Source organism: Photobacterium obscurum (assembly GCF_026191635.1).
GTDB lineage: Bacteria > Pseudomonadota > Gammaproteobacteria > Enterobacterales > Vibrionaceae > Photobacterium > Photobacterium obscurum.
The window spans coordinates 454,423-471,915 of record NZ_JAKRRW010000001.1 but is presented as its reverse complement, the minus strand read 5'-3'; the positions used below and the strand labels follow the sequence as shown (position 1 = coordinate 471,915).

Below are 17,493 nucleotides of genomic sequence, written 5' to 3'. Positions count from 1 at the left end.
GCGCAATATAACACAAGGGGCATGTACCTGTCTGGTACATGCCCCCTTTTAAGTCTTATGAATTAATCAGTTATAGCGGTGATTAAATTTGTTTATTCGATACTTAAGTTAGTCTTCAAGTAAACGCTGCAGTAATACGCCGTTAAGCATTGCGCGCTTAATCATTGAAAATGCACCAATTGTTGGCTGGTTATATAGCTCCGACTCAACAATGGGAAGATCTTTATGGAAGGTCGACAATGACTGGGTTTCAACACAGCGACGAATTGCCGGGAAGACGACGTCCTTCGCTTGGGTAATGTCACCAGCAACGACTATTTTTTGCGGATTAAATAAATTAATCGTCATCGCCAGCGCTTTGCCTAGCTGGTTACCGACCTTGATTAGTGCCTGGCTCGCGAGTTCGTCCCCTTTGTTAGCGGCTTCACAGATGGCTGGCATGGTGACTTCTTCCAGCTCTAGCAAGCTGCTAGGGTAACCTTGGTCAAGCAGCGCCTGAACATGCTTGATGATAGCTGGATCGGCAGCGACGGTCTCCAGGCAGCCAAAGTTGCCGCACTGGCACTTATCACCGAGTGGATCGATTTGGATATGGCCAATCTCGCCAACGTTACGGTTAAAGCCGAGGAATACCTGACCATTAACAATGATCCCGGCACCGGTACCATGATGGACACTGACGAGAATAGAGTCTCTGCAGTCTTGGCTGGCTCCGAAATAGTGTTCTGCAAGGGCCAGGCCACGGATATCGTTGCCGACAAAACAGGAAACGCCGAATTTTTCGCTAATGATTTCTGACAGTGGGAAATTATCAACCTCAATATGCGGCATGTATTCGATGATACCGTTTTCAGGGTCAATCAAGCCCGGTAGGGTAATCCCGAATGCGACCAACTCGCGCATGACGTTTTGGTTTTCAGCGATGAACTGGCGGATATGGCCAAGCAGGCCATCGGTCAGCTCTTGCTGGCTTGTGTAGTTAAACTGATGTGCTGCGCTGGCAATATGCTTGCCGCTCAGGTCGAAAAGGGTCAATTCAATGTAGTTACGTCCAAGACGGATGGCAATTGAATGAAAAGGAGCTGACTCCGTAGTCAGCGAAATGGCACGTCGACCACCGGTAGAAGCCTGTTGCGCGACCTCTTTAATTAGGCCGCGCTCAAGCAATTGGCGGGTGATTTTAGTAACGCTTGCAGGAGCAAGCTGACTTACGTCTGCAACCTGTATACGTGAAATAGGGCCTTGCAAGTCTATGAGTCTGTAAACAGCTGCACTGTTAAGCTGCTTAACCAGATCTACATTACCAATTTGTCCGCCTGTCATATTTAGTTCTGCTCGTATTCACCGTTAACAACAGTCGCCCGGACATTGTATTCACGATCAAAAATAGCCAGGTTAGCAACCATGCCTTTTTTGATGGCTCCCAGTTTCTTATCCACGCCAATGGCGCGCGCAGGATAAAGGGTAGCCATACGAATCGCTTCGTCCAGGGCGATACCTGCATGTTCGACACTGTTTTGAACTGCTTCAATCATCGTCAATGCCGAACCACCAAGTGTGCCGTTCTCATCAACACACTTACCATCACGGTAATATACTTTCTTACCGACAAAAATAAAGTGATCAATGTCTGCTCCTGCAGGTGCAGTTGCATCGGTAACCAAAACAAGTTTTTCGCCTTTCAGGCGGTGTGCGATACGAATATTGGCGTAATCGACGTGGAAACCGTCAGCAATAATCCCGGTATAAACCTCAGGCGTATCGTAGATCGCCCCCACCATTCCAGGCTCACGGCCGGCAATCGGGGTCATCGCATTGAACAGGTGAGTGGCAAAACTGATGCCCGCCTCAAAGCCTTTGCGCGCTTCGACATAAGTGGCGTTGGTGTGCCCGGCAGAGACAACAATACCGGCTTCGGCAAGTTGCTCGATATGCTCGTGTGAGTTTAGTTCCGGGGCCAGTGTGACTTTCGTGACAATATCTGCATTGTCACAGATCGTTTTGATCATTGAATCATCAGAACGGCGGATATGGTCAACAGAGTGGATCCCTTTTTTCATCACGTTTAGGTAAGGGCCTTCAAGGTGCAGACCGAGGGAGTGATTCTGATATTTATCATGATATTCGCGAGCTGCGGCAATGGCAGCGTTCATATCTTCGTCAGACGAGGTGATCAGGGTCGGTAGGAAGCTTGTACAACCCGATTTTAGGTTAGCGCGGTGCATGGTATGAATGGTATCGGCATTGATTTCATCATTGAGCATCACACCACCACAGCCGTTGAGCTGTAGGTCAATGAAACCTGGGGTCAGGTCAGCACCATCCAAGTCAAGGGTTTTAATGGTTTGTGGCAATTCGGCAGCAGGGCAAACAGCGTGAATGTTCACGCCGTCAATGATGACGGCGTGGTTATTCAGCACATCGCTACCGGTAAAAATGCGGCAATTGGTAAGCGCGTACATGAACAAGTCCTTCTGTTAAAGGTTTTTAATGTTTTCAGCTTCCAGTTCCTGGAAGTACTTAACCGTCTTAACTTTCAGCTCTTGAGTCGATGGTTCGTCACAAACAATAAGTGACTTCGGATGTAGCTGAAGAGCTGATACGGTCCATAGGTGGTTGACTGAGCCTTCAACCGCCGCTTCAAGAGCAAGGGCTTTGTTGTGGCCTGTTACGAGGATCATGATTTCATGAGAGTCCAGCAGCGTACCAACACCAATGGTCAGGGCGTATTTTGGTACTTGATTCATATCACCTTCAAAGAAACGCGAGTTGGCAATACGTGTGTCTTCAGTCAGTGTTTTGATGCGAGTACGCGAAGACAGCGATGATGCCGGTTCATTAAAGGCGATGTGACCGTCGTTGCCAACCCCCCCCATGAACAGGTTAATTTTGCCGTAAGACTTAATTTTTTCTTCGTAACGTTGGCATTCCGCTTCGTGGTCATCGGTGTTGCCATTCAGCAAATTGATGTTTTCTTCTTGAATATCAATGAATTTGAAGAAGTTATTGTACATAAAACTGCGGTATGATTCAGGGTGATCCGCAGGGATACCGATGTATTCATCCATGTTGAAGGTAACAACATGCTTGAAACTTACTTCTCCAGCTTCATAAAGCTCGATCAAGCGTTTGTATGTTGCCAGTGGAGTGCCACCTGTTGGTAAACCTAATACAAAAGGACGGTCTGCTGTTGGCTGGAATTTGTTAATACGATCAGCAATATAGCGAGCAGACCACAAACCTACATCTTTAGCTTCGTTCAGCGGGATTAGTCTCACGGTGACACCTCATTCCAAGTAGTAAATACAGTAAAATCTTAGCGGCATATTGCCTTTGTTTTGGATAATAAAATAAGTTTTATGATCGAGCTAGCAAAATCGCTCTATTGTTAGCTAATCAGGTGATAAAGATCACAATTGATGAGGTTTTAATTTGCGGGGCGAAATTAATTTCTTAAACTGCAGGTAACTTAATCGGATAGCTAAAATAAGTTATCTGCACTGCATCTAAGAAAAACCATAGGGGGAACTAAGGGTGAATATTCTTGGATATTTTCAAAAAGTAGGTAAAGCATTGATGGTGCCCGTCGCCACACTGCCTGCCGCAGCAATTCTCATGGGTATTGGTTACTGGATTGATCCGAATGGTTGGGGTGCAAACAGCGCACTGGCAGCCTTTTTGATTAAAGCTGGTGCCGCTATTATTGACAATATGTCAGTGCTGTTCGCAATTGGTGTTGCGTATGGTATGTCTAAAGACAAAGACGGTGCAGCAGCACTTTCTGGTTTTGTTGGTTTCTTAGTTGTTACAACGCTGCTTTCTCCGGGTGCTGTTGCACAAATTCAAGGTATTGACCCAAGTGCTGTTCCAGCAGCTTTCGCGAAAATCAATAACCAATTTGTAGGTATCCTGGTTGGTATCGTATCTGCCGAAATCTACAATCGTTTTTCTGCTGTAGAGCTTCACAAAGCCTTGGCATTCTTCTCGGGCAAGCGTTTGGTTCCTATCCTGACTTCTTTCGCAGGTATCTTTATTGCTTTCGTACTGATGTACATCTGGCCTGCCGTTTACGGTGGTCTTGTGAACTTTGGTGAAGGAATCCAGGGCTTGGGTGAGCTAGGTGCTGGTATTTACGCGTTCTTTAACCGTCTACTTATCCCTGTTGGTCTTCACCACGCACTGAACTCTGTATTCTGGTTTGATGTTGCGGGCATTAACGATATTCCTAACTTCCTTGGCGGCGCGAAATCAATTGCTGAAGGTACAGCGACTGTAGGTGTTACAGGTATGTACCAGGCTGGTTTCTTCCCTATCATGATGTTCGGTCTACCTGGTGCAGCACTTGCGATGTACCACACCGCTAAAGCGAAGAACAAAGAAAAAGTAGCATCTATCATGATCGCTGCAGGTTTCGCATCATTCTTCACTGGTGTGACAGAGCCACTAGAATTTGCATTCATGTTCCTGGCGCCTGCGTTATACGTAGTACATGCAGCACTTGCTGGCCTATCGGTATACATTGCAGCGTCAATGCAGTGGATTGCGGGTTTCGGTTTCTCTGCGGGTCTGGTCGATATGGTTCTGTCTACTCGTAACCCACTAGCTGTTAATTGGTACATGCTGATTGTACAGGGTCTGGTATTCTTCGGCCTTTACTACGCGATCTTCCGTACGGTTATCGTTAAGTTCAACCTGAAAACGCCTGGTCGCGAAGACGACGAAGCAGATGAAGGTTCAGCTGTGTCAGGTTCTGCGGAAACGGGTGAGCTGGCGAAGCAGTACCTGAAGGCGCTTGGCGGTCACGGTAACCTTGAAAACATCGATGCATGTATCACGCGTCTACGTCTGACTCTGAAAGACAGCAGCCTGGCTGATGAGAAGACACTGAAAGCGCTAGGTGCAATGGGTGTGGTTAAGCTTGGTTCAAACAACCTGCAGGTTATCCTAGGCCCACTAGCTGAAATCGTTGCTGGCGAAATGAAAAAAATCCCAGCTTCAGAAGACCTATCTTCTGTAAAATTGCCTTAATGACTTAACCGTTAAGTTATTGCAATACAACCGGCCTCCAAGTGAGGCCGGTTACCTTCCCGGATTTGACTGGATAATCATCTGCATCGGTTAGCGGTCGACATGCAAAGCCCAAGGGCAAACACTCCAACCCGAACTGTCATTTTTTCTGGTGCTAAAATTTCACCTGATACGGGGCTGTTGCGTCAGCTGTTTGAGTTAGCTCAATTACTTGCTAGCGGTTCAGATTAATATTTTGTTTGTATTTTCACCCTTGATATAGGGTTTTGGGAGACAAGGAATGCGTTTCATGAAATTCAAGCTAACACTGCTAGCCTCGCTGGTAGCTCTAGCTGCCACAGGCTGTACGTCAAACCAGGTGACGATGGGGGAGCAGGAGGTCGTCGATAACCTTGCTGCGAATCTTGATCTTAATTATGAGGTGGTTACTAACCATGGAGCCAATGAAGGGCTGAAGTGTCAGCAACTTGAGGCGGAGTGGGCATCCTGTGATTTGATTAACCTGACACTGGTTAATGATGGCCCGGCAGTCACCAGTAATGACTGGAAGATTTACTTTCATAGCATCCGTATGATCCTCGATGTTCAGAACGATCAGTTTAAAGTGACTCACGTAACAGGGGATCTGCACACGCTTGAGCCGACTGAAAAGTTCGACGGTTTTGCTGAAGGCGAAACGGTTGTCATTCCGTACATTGGTGAATATTGGACCCTGTTTGAAAATGATTATATGCCTCGCGCCTATGTGGTTGCCGGGGAGGCTCAGCCTAAAACGATCGTTAGCACCGATGCTGAAGACCCGTCGGCTTATCTGACACCCATTGCCGGGCAGAACTGGAAGCGTACCCCAGCCGATAATAATGTGCTGGCAACGGCCCAGTCTCGCTTTGAAAAGAACAGCGATGTCGAGCTGATTGCCAAAGAAGAATTGGCTGGAACAATCGTACCTACGCCGCAAAGCACTACACTGACAGGTGACTCAGTGTCACTGGCGAACGGTATCAGTATTGATAACAAGGCGATCCCAACGGCAATGCTTGATTCAGCAACGACGCGCATGGCAACACTGGGAATTAATATTCAGGGCCAGTACCCGGTTAAGCTGATCCTTGACCCGCAGCGTTTTAGCAAAAGCAACAAAGTATCAGGTGCTTATGTACTTGATGTGCGCAATGGTGAAACCACCGTGGTTGGTTATGACTACCACGGCGCCTTCTATGGCCTCCAGTCACTGGTGTCACTGATTGGCTCGGGGGCCGAACAGCGTATTCCAACCTTGAAAGTGGTTGATGCTCCCCGCTTTGACTACCGCGGGGTGATGGTTGATGTCGGCCGGAACTTCCACTCGAAAGAGGCCATTTTAAGTACGCTAGATCAGATGGCGGCGTACAAGATGAACAAGTTCCACTTTCACCTGACGGATGATGAAGGCTGGCGCCTGGAAATTCCTGGCCTGCCTGAACTGACAGAGATCGGTGGCAAGCGTTGTCACGACGAGTCCGAAACCCAATGTCTGCTGCCGCAGTTGGGCTCAGGACCTGAGTCAGACAACTTCGGCTCGGGTTTCTATAGCAAACAAGATTACCTCGATATCCTGAACTACGCTAAAGCGCGCGGCATTGAAGTGATCCCGGAAATTGATATGCCAGCACATTCCAGGGCGGCGGTTGTTGCGATGGAAGCGCGTTATAAGCGTCTGGCTGAAACGGGTGATCTGGCCGCAGCGAACCAGTATCGTCTGATGGATCCGCAGGATACCTCGAATGTGACTACGGTGCAGTTCTATGACAAACGAAGCTTTATCAATCCGTGTATGGATTCATCCCTCAACTTTGTAGACAAAGTGATCACCGAAATGGCAGCCATGCACAAGGCGGCGGGGATGCCGCTGAACACTTGGCACTTTGGTGGCGATGAGGCGAAAAACATCAAGCTGGGAGCAGGCTTTCAGGACATCAATGCCACCGATAAGGTCGAATGGAAAGGCGATCTGGACTTGTCGCAGCAAGATAAGCCATTTGCCAAATCCCCAATCTGTCAGCAGGCGATCTCTGAAGGCGTTGTGGCGGACTATGAACACCTGCCAAGCTATTTTGCCGAGAAGGTCAGCAAGCTTGTCAATGAGCATGGTATTGCTAACTTTCAGGCATGGCAGGACGGTTTGAAGTACTCGGAAGATGCCAGTGCGTTTGCAACTGACAACGTACGTGTGAACTTCTGGGATGTGCTGTACTGGGGCGGTGGTGCGTCAGCCTATGACTGGGCGGCGAAAGGTTTTGATCTGATTGTTTCTAATCCAGACTACGTCTACATGGACATGCCGTATGAAGTGGATCCGCAAGAGCGCGGATACTATTGGGCCACCCGTGCGACCGACACCCGCAAGATGTTTGGTTTTGCACCGGAAAACTTGCCGCAGAATGCTGAAACCTCGCTAGACCGTGATGGTAATGGCTTTGCAAGCAAAGGCACTGCCGAGTTTAACGGCTTCCATGGTTTGTCTGCCCAGCTTTGGAGCGAAACTGTACGTACCGACGAGCAGTATGAGTATATGGTCTTCCCCCGTGTGCTGGCGGCTGCCGAGCGTGCATGGCACAAAGCTGAGTGGGAATTGGATTATCAACCGGGTGTCGAGTATTCGCAGCAGACCCAGCGTGTAAACCAGCAAGCTATCCAGGCTGAGTGGGAGCGCTTTGCTAATGTGCTTGGCCAGCGTGAACTCGTTAAGTTGGATGCGGCCGGTATTCGATACCGTGTACCTGTACCCGGGGCGAGGGTGGCCAATGGCAAGCTGCAGATGAATATCAGTATGCCGGGGCTTGAACTTCAGTATTCGACGGATAACGGTGAGAACTGGTCGACATATGACGATAGTGCCCAGCCAGTTGTTTCTGGTGTGGTTTCTGTAAGAGCCGTGAGTGCTGATGGCCAGCGCTACAGTCGCGTCGTGACACTATAACGATACCTGGCGGGAGTTTGCTCTCGCCGGTTTTTGAATATGCTTTCCCCGAAGTATATTCAGAAGCTGCTCAGGTAGTTTCAGTTCAGGTAATCCTTCGTCCGTTGTGGATTCCTGAGTGGAATGTTGTTATTGGCCTCCTGATTTTGGGGCTATAAGATTATATTGCCCCGCAATAGCGGGGTTTTTTTATACATATCGACAAACAATGCATACTATTTGTTGAGTCGTGCCCCATATTTATGGATCATAGAGAGTTCCAAAATCCTGTAAGCACACGAGGTCAAATTGATGAGTGAATCTGAAGCTCGTCCAACTAACTTTATCCGCCAGATCATTGATGCGGATTTAGCAAGTGGCAAACATACAAGCGTACATACCCGATTCCCGCCGGAGCCGAATGGTTACCTGCACATCGGTCATGCGAAATCTATTTGTTTGAACTTCGGTATTGCTCAGGACTATCAGGGTCAATGTAACTTACGTTTCGACGATACCAACCCTGAGAAAGAAGACATCGAGTACGTTGAGTCTATTAAGAACGATGTTAACTGGTTGGGCTTCGAGTGGAGCGGTGAGATTTGTTACTCATCTAACTACTTTGACAAGCTATACGGGTTTGCTATTGAATTAATTAATAAAGGCTTAGCATACGTTGATGAGCTAAGTCCTGAGCAAATGCGAGAATACCGCGGCACCTTGGTGGAGGCTGGCAAGCCAAGCCCGTACCGTGACCGCAGCGTCGAAGAAAACCTTGAACTGTTCGAGAAAATGAAGAACGGTGAGGTTGAAGAAGGCAAGATGTGCCTACGCGCCAAGATCGATATGGCATCACCATTTATGGTAATGCGCGATCCGGTTATCTACCGTGTGCGCTTTGCTGATCACCACCAGACGGGTGACAAGTGGTGTATCTACCCAATGTATGACTTCACGCACTGTATCTCGGATGCGTTGGAAGGCATTACCCACTCTATTTGTACGCTGGAATTCCAAGACAATCGTCGTCTGTACGATTGGGTATTGGAAAATATCACCATTGACTGCCAGCCTCACCAGTACGAGTTTAGTCGTCTGAATCTTGAATACACGGTGATGTCGAAGCGTAAACTGAACCAGCTTGTGACAGATAACCTAGTATCGGGCTGGGATGATCCACGTATGCCGACAATTTCTGGTTTGCGTCGTCGTGGCTTTACGTCAGCGTCAATCCGTGAATTCTGTAAGCGTATCGGTGTAACTAAGCAAGATAACACGATTGAAATGGGCTCACTTGAATCTTGTATTCGTGATGATCTAAACACCAACGCCCCTCGTGCGATGGCAGTTTTAGACCCGGTGAAAGTGGTTATTGAAAACTTTGGTGATACCGAAGTGCTGACTGTTGCTAATCACCCGAATGACCCTGAAATGGGTGAGCGCCAAGTACCGTTTAGCCGTGAAGTTTACATCGAGCGTGAAGACTTCCGCGAAGAAGCAAACAAGAAGTACAAGCGTCTGGTGTTAGGCAAAGAAGTCCGTTTACGCGGAGCTTACGTGATCAAGGCTGAGCGCATCGAAAAAGATGAAGATGGCAACATTACTACTATCTTCTGTACGTATGATGCTGACACCCTTGGCAAGAACCCTGCTGACGGTCGTAAGGTGAAGGGCGTAATCCACTGGGTATCTGCAGAAGCAGGTTTGCCAGCTGAATTCCGCCTATACGATCGCCTGTTTACTGTTCCTAACCCAGCAGCGGCAGATGATTTCGTTTCGACGATCAACCCTGAGTCACTGACAGTGAAGAACGGTTTTGTTGAGCCGGCGCTAAAAATGGCAGAAGCGGAAAAAGCATTTCAGTTTGAACGTACCGGTTACTTCTGTGCTGACAGCAAAGATTCATCGGCTGAAAGCCTAGTGTTCAACCGTACGGTTGGCCTACGTGATACTTGGGCCAAAATTGGCGACTAAATGTCCTTAGCCAACTCAGTGTTGGCAAGCCATAGATGTAAAAAAACCAGCCAATTGGCTGGTTTTTTTTACTTAGTGTTGAGCGACTAAGTCGTTAATTCTGTGAAGGCTTATCGTTATATTATTTGCGATCGTGCAAACTTGAGTCTTCGCTGCAGTTACCTTCCATGCAGTGACCATATAGGTATAGACTGTGGTTTGTCAGGCGGACATTGAAACTGGCGGCGATCTCTTTTTGACGCTGTTCAATCACCTCATCCGAAAACTCGATAACTTTACCGCAATCAAGACAAACTAGATGATCATGGTGGTGCTGAGTTGCAAGCTCAAAGACTGACTTGCCACCTTCAAAGTGGTGACGGGTAACAATGCCGGCATCATCAAATTGGTTTAGAACGCGGTAAACCGTTGCCAGGCCAATCTCTTCACCAATATCGATTAGTTTCTTATACAAGTCTTCAGCACTAATGTGTTGACAGTCAGGCTGTTGTAATACTTCCAGAATCTTAAGACGCGGAAGCGTAACTTTTAAGCCTGCTTGTTTAAGTGCGTGATTATTATCTGACATCCGAGTTTCCTATTGGCTAGCCGCAACAACATGATGCGGTAGTCTTTCTCATATCTATTTATTATAAGTGACGACAAGATAACAATAAACCTTAAAAAGCGATGAATCTAGCTGATATGTAACTTTTCTTTAGTTTACAGGTTTGTTAGAAAAATGTAGCTTGTGCACCTTGTGCCAGTAACGCCAGATGAAACAAAGTGAGGTCACTTTATGATTGCCTATGCATGTTGTTTAGTAGGGGAAGCGGCGATAACGCTATATTTTGCGCTAGACACTGCCACAGTTTTTAGAAGGCAACCAAATTGTGTCGCTTTGAAAGACGTTACATCGATGGGGTGCAAATGCTAATAATTCGCAATACAAAAGTTGCTTGAAACGGATAACGATTTAATATGCAACCATATTGATTTTAATGGTGTTTTGTTTGGGGGATTCAGGTTGGAAATAGAAGGGGGGAGTTGTGAGTCATTGTACGCAGGCTGGAGCTTTACTGTTTGTTGCGATTAAAAAACGCGCCCAGTGGCGCGTTTTTCATAGCGGAAGAAATTAGTCTGCCAGTTCAGCCAGGCACATTTCTTCGTAGATTTGCTTAACCCAATTTTCGACACGCTCTTCAGTCAATTCTGGCTGGCGGTCTTCGTCGATGCATAGGCCAACAAAGTGGTTGTCATCAACTAGGGCTTTTGATGCTTCAAACTCGAAGCCTTCGGTAGAGAAGTGACCAACGATAGTTGCGCCGCGGCCTTCAACGATCTCACGTACTGTGCCCATCGCATCACAGAAGTACTCAGCGTAATCTTCTTGGTCGCCACAGCCGAAGATAGCAACAAGCTTGGTAGAAAAGTCGATGTTTTCTAATTCCGGGAAGAAGTCATCCCAGTCACATTGTGCTTCACCGTAGTACCAGGTAGGGATACCTAGTAGTAGCAGATCGAAATTGTCGATATCTTCTTTGCTGCTTTTAGCGATATCTTTTACTTCAACCAGATTTTTGCCTAGTTGTTTCTGGATCATTTTAGCGACAGCTTCTGTGTTACCTGTGTCGCTACCAAAGAAGAGTCCTACACTCGCCATAGTAGAGATTACCCGTATATTAGTTGTTGACCGCTATCAGTGATGATAACGATATACATAAATCTGTTCAGGACATGGGCCCTGAGCTTCAGTAAATACTGTTTCGAAAGTCGAAATAGAACCACTGAACATCAGCTGCTCGTTACATGAGCATACCTGACGTCAACTTTGTTTCTCTCTGCGCGTTATCAGGCACAGGGAGTTATGACTGTTTCGGCTAGCTGCTTGTATGAAATCTTAGCCTATGCCGGCACCTTCCCAACTGAGCTGGATCAGACCTTTTGTGATAAAGCCTGCGCAGCCAAGGAATAAGACAAGCCAGACAATTTTACGACCAAATGGTGGCACATTACCCTGCTTAAGAACATCTTTGATGGCCATGCCAATAAAGAAAAAAATCGCGGCAAACAGTAAGTCCAGCCCAATTGATTCAAGCAGCTCCATGTGCTCATAAAACATTCCTGTCTCCTTACAGCAGTCGTAGCCGAGCTAGGCGCGCACTATAACACAGACAATAGGCGCCTGTTAACGGTATCGCGCCTGTTGATTTTTCATCGCTTTTCTTGCTGTGACGCTAAAAGATAAACAGGCCTTACGCTGACTGTAAGAAGTTCAGAATAATACGGTTTACCGTCTCTGGCTTCTCCGCGTGCAGCCAGTGCCCGGTATTTGCCACCATATGTGCTTTGGCGCGAGGGAACTGCTTGGCAATGGCTTCTCGGTGTTCCGGCAGAATATACTCTGATTCCTGTCCCTTGATGAAGAGGGTATTGCCGCTGAATGGGGACACTTCCTGCCAGCCCATGATGGTATTGTAATTGGCGATCAGGCCGTCAACATTGAAGCGCCAATTGTAGCCGTTGTCTGTTTTCGCAAATGACTTGAGTAAAAACTGCCGCACGCCCGGCTCAACAATATGCTGAGCCAGAAAGAACTCTGCTTCGCTGCGTTTGCCAACGGTGTGTCTGGCGACTTCCTGCAAACCGGCAAAGACATTCTGGTGGCGGTGAACATGGTAATGAACCGGTGCCATATCCAGTACGACTAGGTGGTTGAATCTGTCGGCGGCCAATTCGGTCATTGCCATGGCGACTTTTCCGCCCATAGAATGACCGATCAGAGAGAAGCGCTCGATGTCACATTGGTCAATGACCTTGAGGACATCGGCAGCCATATCGCGATAGGTAAACGTGTCTGAATGCGGTGAACGACCATGGTTTCGAAGATCCAGACTGATCACTTTGTATTTATCTTTCAAGGATCTGGCGAGCAACCCCAGATTGTCGGCGCTGCCAAAAAGACCATGGATCAAAATGATCGCTTCGCCTTGGCCGTCTACTTGATAATGAAGATTCACTGACTATTTTCTCTTGTTGATAACGCTTTACCGTAGAGTATAACCTCGGATCACGTTATAATCTCACGGTGATTTTCAAACGGAACGATAATGAACACTACGATGAAGAGTATTGAGGTAGACGAAGAGCTATATCGTTATATTGCTAGTCAAACCCAGCATATTGGTGAAAGCGCATCTGATATTTTGCGCCGCCTGCTTATGATGCCAGATGAGGTACAACAGCAAGAAGTTGTTATGCCGGTTCGTCCGAAAGGTATCGTGGTTAGTAAAGATGCGGGTAACGTGGCAACAATCGATCGCGTGAAAGAAATGCGATCTTTGCTTATTTCTGATGAATTTGCCGTTCAGGAAAAAGCGATCGGCCGATTCATGATGGTCCTGTCCTCGCTTTATCGTATCGATCCGGAAGGCTTCACAGAAGCCGCGGCAATCAAAGGTCGTACACGCGTCTATTTTGCGGAAAGTGAAGAGACACTGTTGGCAAGTGGTAAAACGACGAAGCCGAAAGCTATCCCAGAGACTCCTTTCTGGGTAATCACGAATACCAATACTGATCGTAAACGACAGATGGTTGAGCAGTTGATGGGCAAAATGAACTTCGGTGCAGATATCATCGATAAAGTTTGCGGTGAAATTTAACTGGCTTTACGCCTCATTTTTACAAGGATAAGTTAATGGCGATCCATCCTCGTGCTGGGCAGCGTGCCCAGCAAGAAGATATGCATAACATCCCAGCGTTAGTGGCAAATTATTTCCTGATCGAGCCGAGTGCTTCAGAACCACAGCAGCAAGTAGCCTTTGGTACTTCTGGTCACCGTGGTACGGCTGATAAGGGAACATTCAACCAGCACCATATTTGGGCGATTGCCCAGGCAGTTGCGGAAGTCCGTGCTGCAAACGGTGTAACTGGCCCACTATTCCTCGGTAAAGACACACACGCATTGTCTGAGCCAGCTTTTACTTCAACGCTCGAAGTGCTGGTGGCTAACAATGTTAAAGTGGTGATTCAGGAAGGCCGTGGTTATACTCCGACTCCGGGGGTTTCCCACGCTATTCTATGTCACAACAAAGCCAATGCCGATAAGGCCGATGGCATTGTGATCACACCTTCCCATAACCCACCTCAGGATGGCGGCATCAAGTACAACCCTGTACATGGTGGTCCGGCCGAAGGTGAGTTGACGACGGCTATCGAAAAGCGCGCCAACGAAATCATCGCCAATGGCATGGTTGACGTTAAGCGAGTATCGATTGAGCAGGCGTTTGCGAGCGAGTTGGTCGTTGAGCAAGAGCTGGTTGCTCCATATGTTGATGACTTGGTTAATGTTATCGATATGGCAGCGATCCAGAAAGCGAACCTAAAAATTGGTGTCGATCCATTAGGTGGCTCCGGCATTGAATACTGGCGCCAAATCGCTAACCATTATGGACTTGACCTGACACTGGTTGACGAGTCAATTGATCCGTCGTTCCGTTTTATGTCGCTAGATAAAGACGGCGTGGTTCGCATGGACTGTTCGTCACCTTACGCGATGGCTGGCCTGCTGGCACATAAAGACAACTATGACTTGGCATTCGGTAATGACCCAGATTACGATCGTCACGGTATCGTAACGCCTGCTGGTCTGATGAACCCGAACCACTTCCTGGCTGTATGTATTGATTACTTGTACCGTCATCGTCCAGATTGGAGCCAGAATGTTGCCGTCGGTAAGACGCTGGTATCCAGTGCTCTGATCGACCGTGTTGTGGCGGATCTAGGCCGCGAATTATGTGAAGTGCCTGTTGGCTTCAAGTGGTTCGTTGACGGTTTGTATTCTGGCAAGCTAGGCTTTGGCGGCGAAGAAAGTGCGGGGGCATCATTCCTGCGCATGGACGGTACGCCATGGTCTACCGACAAAGACGGAATCCTGCTATGTCTGTTGGCTGCTGAGATTACCGCTGTCACAGGTAAGAATCCACAGCAGTACTATGAAGAGCTGGCTGCTAAGCACGGCGCTTCAGAGTATAACCGTCTGCAGGCTGTTGCTAACGGTGAGCAGAAAGCCATTTTGAGCAAGCTGTCTCCTGAAATGGTTGCCGCTGAAACGTTGGCTGGCGATGCCATTACTGCCCGCTTGACTCATGCGCCTGGAAACGGTGCTGCGATCGGTGGTCTTAAAGTGACGACTGAAAACGGCTGGTTTGCTGCGCGTCCGTCTGGTACCGAAGATATTTACAAGATTTACTGTGAAAGCTTCAAGGGCAAGGAGCACCTTGCTCTGATTGAGAAAGAAGCACAGGAAATCGTGAGCAAGGTATTTGCCGACGCTGGCCTATAATTCAGGCTGACAGGATATACTGTCGTGAAACGCCCGCTTTGCCGGGCGTTTTTTTATGCCTGTGATTGATACCGACTTGTAGAAGTATTTGATTTATTGACGCAATCACCTGAATGGTAACCTCTAGGAATTACTTTTCGTGGGGCCATTTTTCTGGCATCACAAACCAGATCTGGTTATCCGGTGCGACGGCCATCGTCGGGTTGGTAACTGCTGTCAATGGCGGTTCTTGTTTCAGCGATTCAAAACTGGGAGGGGCAATCCACTCCGGCTTGGCGATACGACGTAGATCCAGGGTTTGTGCCTGTTGCGAGTAGCACCACAGTCCTTTGGCCGCATCGGGGTTTAGTTCAATATCTGAACCAGAATCACCAGCATGTGCCGGATAGAATAGACGCCCCTGCATGATTAGCCGTCTGACATCGGGCCGGCCATATTGTTGCTCTAGGGTTGCTTTATAGGCGGGATGGCTCGATAGCATGAGCTGATGGGTGAGCATTCGTTTCGCCTTTTTATCTAGGTTATCTCTTGCATTAGGGCCTGGCCAGCTATGCTCATAGGCGAGATAAAACTTGATAGCGACTTCCCAGTGTTCTATTTGCTCGGTTTGTAGGTTTTTGACCAGAAAGTCGATGGCACCAAGCGTTTTTTTGTCGACCGTTAGCTGGAGCTCTTCGCCGAGCAATTCGTAATCGGGGTGGTTGAGGATCAGTTGCTGCCAGAGCCATTGATAATAAAAGCCCAGGCGCTTCCCGCCCTGATAGTTAAGGTTTTCAGGTAGTTTGGCACCAGCGCGGAAAGCATCAAGCCAGCACTGGTCGGCGATAAAAGGGTGGCCGGTGAGTAGGGGAGGAAGATGCAAAACCGCACCCGCCGTGTTGCGTGCATGTTCATTTGCTGTTGTTTGGTTGTAAATGAGTGACATGTAGCTATAAAACCCTAGTATTTATAATGATTAAGCCTAAGAAACGGGCAAAATTAGGTAGTTTAGCCTAATGGCATTTCATACATTGTTGGGAGATAAGACCCGTTTTTCCAGGCAGTTTGAGGAGGCGACATGTATACCCCTTATCCCCAGTGGTACATTTATCTGCGCCGCACTTTTGTGGTACTTGTCGGCGTAAGTACTTTCCCCGTTATGGTCTTTACTCCCAACTCTACCCGCTCGCGACTTTACAGCTATTTGCACCGCTATTGGTTAAAAACTAGCACTAAGCCAGTCTGGCTGGAAGAGTCGGAGCGTGGTGCACAGCAATTATATTGAGCTTGCGCTAGCCAGTACCGTGTCTCTGAGCTTTATCAATCTCTCTGATAGGCCAGATAGTTATTCAGCTTGGTATAAGATTATTGTTCCGTTTGCCATAGGCAGTTGGTATAGAATAGTGTTATCTGTAAAACCGACCGGGCTTAGCCTTTCGCCAAAGAGCGTTTACTGTGCCGGTTGGTAAAAAGGAGCGCTAATGAATAACTTAAAACTAGAAGCTGTGCTAAATCAGCTGCTGAGTCCGCACCTGATTAAAGACTACTGCCCAAACGGCCTGCAGGTTGAAGGTAAATCAGAAGTAAAAAGAGTCATCACTGGTGTCACGGCATGCCAGGCATTGATTGAGCGTGCAATTGAAGAGCAGGCTGATGCGATTCTGGTTCACCATGGCTTCTTTTGGAAAGGTGAGCCTGCGGAAATTCGAGGCATGAAATTTCGCCGTATCAAGGCCCTGATCGAAAACGGTATCAACCTTTATGCCTACCACTTGCCATTGGATGTTCACCCTGAGCTCGGTAATAATGCCAGGTTGGCTGAACTACTTGAAATAGAAGTGCTGGGGGGGATGGAAGAAGGTAATCCTCAATCGGTCTCGGTATATGGTCAGTTTGAACAACCGTTAACGGGTGAGGATTTGGCATCACGCCTGTCAATCGCCCTTCATCGCGAGCCGCTGCATATCGGCGACAATGCGCCGGCAGAAATTAAAACTATTGGCTGGTGTACGGGTGGCGGCCAGGATTTTATTGAGCTGGCTGCTCAGAAAGGCCTGGATGCGTTTATTTCCGGCGAGATCTCTGAACGCACCGTTCATACTGCTCGAGAGCTTGGGATCCACTATTTCAGCGCAGGCCACCATGCCACCGAGCGTTACGGGATCAAATCTCTGGGCGAGTGGTTAGTCGACGAACATGGTTTGGATGTCTCCTTCATTGATATCGACAATCCAGTATAGTTTTATGCCAA

The 17,493-nt window shown here is 47.8% G+C and carries 15 protein-coding genes; 7 read left to right on the top strand and 8 right to left on the bottom strand.

The features are described 5' to 3' along the window. Positions 1-108: 108 nt before the first annotated feature. The 3 genes from nagC to nagB are packed head-to-tail and all read right to left on the bottom strand — an operon-like array spanning position 109 to position 3,278. On the bottom strand, positions 109-1,323 hold the full coding sequence (gene nagC, locus MD588_RS02040) for a DNA-binding transcriptional regulator NagC (protein ID WP_265695102.1): 1,215 nt from the start codon (positions 1,321-1,323) through the stop codon (positions 109-111). Positions 1,324-1,325: 2 nt separating this feature from the next. Beyond that, complete coding sequence (gene nagA / locus MD588_RS02035) at positions 1,326-2,462, bottom strand: N-acetylglucosamine-6-phosphate deacetylase (RefSeq protein WP_265695101.1); 1,137 nt, start codon at positions 2,460-2,462, stop codon at positions 1,326-1,328. A 15-nt stretch (positions 2,463-2,477) separates the two neighbouring features. Then, positions 2,478-3,278 (bottom strand): glucosamine-6-phosphate deaminase, encoded by an 801-nt coding sequence (gene nagB / locus MD588_RS02030; RefSeq protein WP_265695100.1) that lies wholly within the window; start codon positions 3,276-3,278, stop codon positions 2,478-2,480. Between the two features lie 256 nt (positions 3,279-3,534). Here nagB and nagE point away from each other — a divergent pair, with 256 nt between their 5' ends. The 3 genes from nagE to glnS all read left to right on the top strand — a co-directional run bounded on the left by nagE (position 3,535) and on the right by glnS (position 9,940). Then, complete coding sequence (gene nagE / locus MD588_RS02025) at positions 3,535-5,028, top strand: N-acetylglucosamine-specific PTS transporter subunit IIBC (RefSeq protein WP_265695099.1); 1,494 nt, start codon at positions 3,535-3,537, stop codon at positions 5,026-5,028. A 289-nt stretch (positions 5,029-5,317) separates the two neighbouring features. Beyond that, positions 5,318-7,987, top strand: a complete 2,670-nt coding sequence (locus tag MD588_RS02020) for a beta-N-acetylhexosaminidase (protein WP_265695097.1) — start codon at positions 5,318-5,320, stop codon at positions 7,985-7,987. A gap of 291 nt (positions 7,988-8,278) precedes the next feature. Beyond that, on the top strand, positions 8,279-9,940 hold the full coding sequence (glnS, locus tag MD588_RS02015; RefSeq protein ID WP_265695096.1) for a glutamine--tRNA ligase: 1,662 nt from the start codon (positions 8,279-8,281) through the stop codon (positions 9,938-9,940). A gap of 121 nt (positions 9,941-10,061) precedes the next feature. On the opposite strand, the gene fur is transcribed toward glnS, so the two are convergent. The 4 genes from fur to MD588_RS01995 form a co-directional block, all read right to left on the bottom strand. Then, positions 10,062-10,508: a ferric iron uptake transcriptional regulator gene (fur, locus tag MD588_RS02010; RefSeq protein ID WP_265695095.1), complete on the bottom strand. Its 447-nt coding sequence runs from the start codon at positions 10,506-10,508 to the stop codon at positions 10,062-10,064. 546 nt (positions 10,509-11,054) lie between these two features. Beyond that, complete coding sequence (fldA, locus tag MD588_RS02005; RefSeq protein ID WP_265695094.1) at positions 11,055-11,582, bottom strand: flavodoxin FldA; 528 nt, start codon at positions 11,580-11,582, stop codon at positions 11,055-11,057. Positions 11,583-11,819: 237 nt separating this feature from the next. After that, a complete protein-coding gene (locus tag MD588_RS02000; RefSeq protein ID WP_265695092.1) occupies positions 11,820-12,041 on the bottom strand; it encodes a DUF2788 domain-containing protein in 222 nt (73 codons plus the stop codon). 133 nt (positions 12,042-12,174) lie between these two features. Then, complete coding sequence (locus tag MD588_RS01995) at positions 12,175-12,939, bottom strand: alpha/beta fold hydrolase (protein WP_265695091.1); 765 nt, start codon at positions 12,937-12,939, stop codon at positions 12,175-12,177. 102 nt (positions 12,940-13,041) lie between these two features. On the opposite strand from MD588_RS01995, the gene seqA reads away from it, so the two are divergent. Both seqA and pgm read left to right on the top strand, forming a co-directional pair. Next, entirely contained in the window at positions 13,042-13,581 is a 540-nt protein-coding gene (seqA, locus tag MD588_RS01990; protein WP_265695180.1) for a replication initiation negative regulator SeqA, read from the top strand. 35 nt (positions 13,582-13,616) lie between these two features. Beyond that, positions 13,617-15,263, top strand: a complete 1,647-nt coding sequence (pgm, locus tag MD588_RS01985) for a phosphoglucomutase (alpha-D-glucose-1,6-bisphosphate-dependent) (protein ID WP_265695090.1) — start codon at positions 13,617-13,619, stop codon at positions 15,261-15,263. 130 nt (positions 15,264-15,393) lie between these two features. Here pgm and MD588_RS01980 read toward each other — a convergent pair whose 3' ends face one another. Next, positions 15,394-16,188 (bottom strand): DUF1853 family protein, encoded by a 795-nt coding sequence (locus MD588_RS01980; protein ID WP_265695089.1) that lies wholly within the window; start codon positions 16,186-16,188, stop codon positions 15,394-15,396. Between the two features lie 132 nt (positions 16,189-16,320). Here MD588_RS01980 and MD588_RS01975 point away from each other — a divergent pair, with 132 nt between their 5' ends. Next, positions 16,321-16,527 (top strand): DUF2517 family protein, encoded by a 207-nt coding sequence (locus tag MD588_RS01975; protein ID WP_265695088.1) that lies wholly within the window; start codon positions 16,321-16,323, stop codon positions 16,525-16,527. A gap of 196 nt (positions 16,528-16,723) precedes the next feature. Further along, complete coding sequence (locus MD588_RS01970) at positions 16,724-17,482, top strand: Nif3-like dinuclear metal center hexameric protein (RefSeq protein WP_265695087.1); 759 nt, start codon at positions 16,724-16,726, stop codon at positions 17,480-17,482. Positions 17,483-17,493: the final 11 nt, after the last annotated feature.

Coding starts and splice junctions, on each gene's coding strand:
- glnS (WP_265695096.1), top strand. CDS start 8,279: ATGAGTGAATCTGAAGCTCGTCCAACTAACTTTATCCGCCAGATCATT.
- fur (WP_265695095.1), bottom strand. CDS start 10,508: ATGTCAGATAATAATCACGCACTTAAACAAGCAGGCTTAAAAGTTACG.
- seqA (WP_265695180.1), top strand. CDS start 13,042: ATGAAGAGTATTGAGGTAGACGAAGAGCTATATCGTTATATTGCTAGT.
- fldA (WP_265695094.1), bottom strand. CDS start 11,582: ATGGCGAGTGTAGGACTCTTCTTTGGTAGCGACACAGGTAACACAGAA.
- MD588_RS01980 (WP_265695089.1), bottom strand. CDS start 16,188: ATGTCACTCATTTACAACCAAACAACAGCAAATGAACATGCACGCAAC.
- MD588_RS01970 (WP_265695087.1), top strand. CDS start 16,724: ATGAATAACTTAAAACTAGAAGCTGTGCTAAATCAGCTGCTGAGTCCG.
- MD588_RS02000 (WP_265695092.1), bottom strand. CDS start 12,041: ATGTTTTATGAGCACATGGAGCTGCTTGAATCAATTGGGCTGGACTTA.
- pgm (WP_265695090.1), top strand. CDS start 13,617: ATGGCGATCCATCCTCGTGCTGGGCAGCGTGCCCAGCAAGAAGATATG.
- MD588_RS01975 (WP_265695088.1), top strand. CDS start 16,321: ATGTATACCCCTTATCCCCAGTGGTACATTTATCTGCGCCGCACTTTT.
- MD588_RS02020 (WP_265695097.1), top strand. CDS start 5,318: ATGAAATTCAAGCTAACACTGCTAGCCTCGCTGGTAGCTCTAGCTGCC.
- nagA (WP_265695101.1), bottom strand. CDS start 2,462: ATGTACGCGCTTACCAATTGCCGCATTTTTACCGGTAGCGATGTGCTG.
- nagC (WP_265695102.1), bottom strand. CDS start 1,323: ATGACAGGCGGACAAATTGGTAATGTAGATCTGGTTAAGCAGCTTAAC.